General features: G+C 55.8%; 4 protein-coding genes. 3 read left to right on the forward strand and 1 reads right to left on the reverse strand.

The features are described 5' to 3' along the window. From RMSM_RS34330 to RMSM_RS39415, 3 genes are all read left to right on the forward strand, one after another. Positions 1-596: DUF5915 domain-containing protein (locus RMSM_RS34330; RefSeq protein WP_040771057.1), on the forward strand; the 596-nt coding region annotated here is incomplete at its 5' end. Between the two features lie 14 nt (positions 597-610). Then, positions 611-1,192, forward strand: a complete 582-nt coding sequence (purN, locus tag RMSM_RS34335; RefSeq protein WP_040771059.1) for a phosphoribosylglycinamide formyltransferase — start codon at positions 611-613, stop codon at positions 1,190-1,192. Between the two features lie 386 nt (positions 1,193-1,578). Continuing rightward, complete coding sequence (locus tag RMSM_RS39415) at positions 1,579-4,455, forward strand: exo-alpha-sialidase (protein ID WP_008708594.1); 2,877 nt, start codon at positions 1,579-1,581, stop codon at positions 4,453-4,455. A 166-nt stretch (positions 4,456-4,621) separates the two neighbouring features. Here RMSM_RS39415 and RMSM_RS34345 read toward each other — a convergent pair. Further along, positions 4,622-4,805, reverse strand: a 184-nt coding sequence (locus RMSM_RS34345) for an EAL domain-containing protein (RefSeq protein ID WP_040771058.1), incomplete at its 5' end; no start/stop codon positions are given.

Raw genomic sequence — 4,805 nt, forward strand, 5'->3', positions numbered from 1 at the left:
ACGATTTGCTGGTTCGCGAAGAATTGAACGTCAAAGCGGTCGACTACACCACCGAAGGCGACCAATATGTCCAGTACACCGTGGTCCCAAATTTCAAACGACTTGGCCCTCGCGTTGGCAAGAATATGCCGGCGGTCAAGAAAGCTTTGGGAGCGGCCGATGGCAACACGCTGCTCACGGCACTCGGACGTGACGGATTCGTGGAAATCGAATTGCCTGGCGGTGAGTCGTTAAAACTCGACAACGAAGACATCGAAGTTCGCCTGAAAGCCAAAGAGGGCTGGGCGGCGAGCCAAGGTGCCAGCAGTGTTGTTGTTCTGAACACCGAGGTCACTGACGAACTCCGCCGCGAAGGGATCGCCAAGGACCTGATCCGCACGATCCAAAGCAAGCGGAAAGACCTCGATTGCGGCTACACCGATCGCATCACCGTGGGCATCCTCAGCGACGACATCGAAGTCGCAACGGCATTGAAAGAACACGGCGATATGATCTGCAGCGAAACGCTTGCCAGCGAACTTCGCTCCGACGCGATCGCGGGTGCCGAGCCGAGTGACACGGAATTCGGCAAAGTCTTTGTTCAGAAAAACGCCTAGTGCCGGAAACCGACATGAGTGAATCGAAACTTCCCATCGCGGTTTTCTTAAGCGGCAGCGGGCGTACGCTTGCCAATTTGATTCGACATCGTGACGAACACGGATTACCGATCGATATTCGCTTGGTGATCAGCAGTCGTGACGATGTGCGGGGGCTGGAGATTGCCAAAGACGACGGTATTCCAACGCGATGTGTCCGCAAACGCGATCACCGCGATCCGTTCGAGCATGCACGTGAAATGTTTGATCCCTGCCGTGACGCGGAAGTCGCCTACGTCGTGATGGCGGGTTATTTAAATCACGTCCTGATCCCCAACGATTTCGAAAACCGCGTCATCAACATCCATCCCTCGCTATTGCCATCGTTCGGCGGCGCAGGAATGTACGGTCATTTCGTGCACGATGCGGTGCTGAAGCGAGGCGTCAAGATCAGCGGCTGCACGGTCCATTTCGTCGACAACGAATACGACAACGGCCCCATCATCGTCCAGCGATCATGCCCCGTAAAACCCGATGACGACGCCGACACGCTCGCGGCACGGGTGTTCGAACAAGAGTGTCTGGCACTGCCCGAGGCACTGCGAACCTTGCTGTAACCGCGATGGAAGTTTACGTGATGGCAGTCAACAAGGATTCACGGCATTACTGACGCTTTCGCAATGCCACTTCGCGAACGCCTACCGTGCATCATTCGATAGACCAAAAGTCAAATGGCAACATTCCCATTCCTCGTGGGACTTAAGTGCAAGGACGGTTTATTTTCAATCATTTTGCCAACTCTCAGTGCCGGGAAAAATAAGGTGTCAGGACTCAATTCCAGGCACGCCGAACGCTGCACCGGAGAGTGGTGACGTTGCCGTTGGCCGTTGTTGTGTGTTTTTCCACTTTGACGAAGATGGTTCCCGCTCTTCTTTGGCCAGATTCTAGAACTACGTCTCATCGAAGCGACCTCAACCAACAGTACCAACGCCGAGGGCTCTGTATGAATACAAAATCACTGGTCTACGCGGTTCTTAGCCTGATAGCGATTCACGGTGCGGTGTCCAGTGCCGACGACCCTGACTATCCCGACGCCGCTTCGAATCCGATGTCATCGTTGATGCTGGCAGGAGATTCCTTTCCGGATGACAAACATCAGATCGATCACGCCAAGTTGCCGCGCGTACCCGGTGAACACTCCGTGGTCAGCGATGTCAGGGAAGATCGCGGTGTCAATCAACACAACTACTTGGTCAACCATCAGGGCAAGTACCTAGTTATGTGGAGCGATGGTCCCGAGCTTGAGGACCGCGTCGGGCAACGAGTCAAATTCGCCATCAGTGACGATGCGGTGCACTGGGGCGAACCTCGCTTTTTGACGCCCATCCCCCCTCACTCCGGACCGAACTCGCCGTACTACAACACCCGTTCAGAAAAAGGCTTTCGTTATATCGCTCGCGGCTTCTGGCAACGCGATGGTGAGCTGTATGCACTTGTCGCACTGGACGAAGCTGCCGGATTTTTTGGTCCAAGTCTAGAACTGCGTGCATTTCGATTTGATGTCGAAAACGAAAGCTGGCAGGACAGCGGGGTCATCGCCGATAACGCGATCAACAATTTCCCGCCCAAACGCATCCCCAGTGGTGAGTGGATGATGTCGCGACGGCCTTTTAACTATGCATCCGCCGGAGTCGATTTCCTGATTGGCGGAAATAAGTCGATGACGGACTGGGAAACGTTTCCGGTGCTGGGAACGAACAGTCAGCTTCGCGCCGAGGAACCGCTGTGGTGGCAGTTGCCCGATGGAAATCTGGCCGCACTGTTTCGGGACAACGCACACAGCAAGTTTCTGTATCGAGCGTTTTCGACGGATAACGGGCGGACTTGGAGCAAGCCGGTCAAAACGAACTTCCCCGACGCGACATCCAAGCTGTACGGGTTTCAGTTAGGTGACGGACGTTACGTCTTGATCTCCAACAGCAACCCGCGGGCACGCGATCCGCTCACGATCGCGATCAGCGACGATGGGTTGGTGTTTGATAAACTCGGCTATCTCGCGGGCGGCCGCCAAGTCGACTACCCACATGCCATCGAGCACGACGGAAATCTACTGGTTGCCTTCGCCAGCGGCAAGCGAACTGTGGAAGTCCTGAAGATCGAATTGTCGGCGCTCGACCAACTCGAAATGCCAAAGACGGTACAGTCGGACAGTCCTTTGCCAGCCGTCGCGGCCGCCAAGCCGGCCGCCCACGCAGACTGGATCGACCTCGGCGATGAAGGCGACGAGTTTTATCTCGCAGCTAATTTTCGTGTCCCCGAGCAAGGCCAAACTTTCGACTTGAGTCTTGCCACAAGCGGCGGTGACGAACGCGTCACGATTGGAATCGCCGCCGATGGCGTGCTGTCAGCCGGGCTGTACCAAAAGACCACTTTTGGTCCCACGTTGGAACAAGGTGAATCACTCTCGATGCTTGTTCGCATCATCAGCCATGCAAAACAAGCCGACGAGTTATTTGTGAAAATCGGTCCGGCGGGCGAGATTCCTTCCCAGCCGACAAGTCTGTCAGACTGGACTTTGGTCAATCGCCAAGGAAGCAGCCGAGCGAATCTTGCACGCATTCACGTCGCTGCCGAGAAAGACTCACTGGAGTCCACACGCGTTCGCATTGGCAGTACCGCGTCCGATTTGGTCGACGCTAAACCGATCAAGTTCTCCGTCGTGTCTCCCAAGCCGCCCGTGGCGATGCCCGATCTGTCGATGGCCGATCCGGTGACGAACCCGACCAGCGGCTTGATGTTACGGCTTGCCAAAACCGGAACGGATCCGAACGGAATCGATTTTGGTCAGCTACCGAGATTGCCGGCACAGCACGCCATCATCAGCGACGTCCGAAATCAAGGAGGCAATTGGGTGCATCAGCACGCCTACGTTGCTCGCCACGATGGTCGCTATTGGGCGATGTGGAGTGACGGTCCCGGCAAGCGATTTGAACATTTAACTCCCGAACAGCATCGCAACGTCGTCCCCCACCACGACCAAGCAGGAACACGCGTGTCCTACGCGACCAGTCTGGACGGCGTCACCTGGCGCAAGCCTGCCGATTTGACCGGCCCGCCCCGCATCGAAGGTTTCGGATGGATTGCTCGCGGGATGTGGGTACGCAATGGAGAACTGCTGGCACTGGCGAGTCATTACCGTGCTCCGGGGTATCCCGGCAAGGGACTCAGTCTGGAGGCGTTTTGCTGGAATGAAACCGACGGCCATTGGGAACCGCAAGGCACCGTTCTCGACGATACGCTCAACAACTTTCCCCCCAAACGTTTGCCATCGGGCGAATTCATGATGACTCGTCGGGACCACCAACGCCGCGTCTCGGTGATGATCGGCGGTGTCAAATCGTTTGACCATTGGCGTACCTTGCCACTGGCCAGCTACGGAAAGGCCGGCCAACCCGAAGAACCGTATTGGTACGTGCTTCCGGACCAGAAGAGCATCGTTGGTTTGATTCGAGACAACGCACGTTCGGGACGACTGCTACGCACGTTCTCGACAGACAACGGTCAATCATGGAGTCCGATTGTCGGCACGAATTTCCCCGACGCAACGAGCAAATTTTTCGTCCTTCGCACATCGCGAGGCTACTACGCTCTGGTCTCCAATGCCAATCCGCGGAAACGAGATCCGCTGACGTTGGCCATCAGTCGCGACGGATTGGTCTTCACCGATCTATTTTATTTAATCGGTGGACGACACATCGACTACCCGCATCTGATCGAGCATGATGGTTCGCTGCTGGTCGCTTTCTCGGGTGCCAAACAGACGATGGAAGTGCTGAAAATATCGCTCGACGAAATCGATTCTCGGATCTCGGCCCCTTAGCATATTGACGCTTGCTCAACCCCGCTTGCTCAAACCTGCTTGCTCAAACCTGTTCGATGGCGAAAAACCTGTCAGCGAAGACACGATGTTCGCACTTGGGCTGGTCTGCCGACGCGTGAACAGCGTGTCTGTATACGCGATGGCGGCTGAAAACGACAATCAGACGTTACGCCGGCGATGGGCGGCCGTAGAAATAGCCTTGGCCTAGCTGAAACCCGAGATCGATACAGGCTTGCGATTCGCCTTCGGTTTCGACTCCTTCGGCGAGTGCCAGGATATCGAGATCACAAACCATGTTGACCAGATTGGACAACATTCGACGTCGACTGGCGTTCGCCGTATCAATGCCT

Source organism: Rhodopirellula maiorica SM1, assembly GCF_000346295.1.
Taxonomy (GTDB): Bacteria; Planctomycetota; Planctomycetia; order Pirellulales; family Pirellulaceae; genus Novipirellula; species Novipirellula maiorica.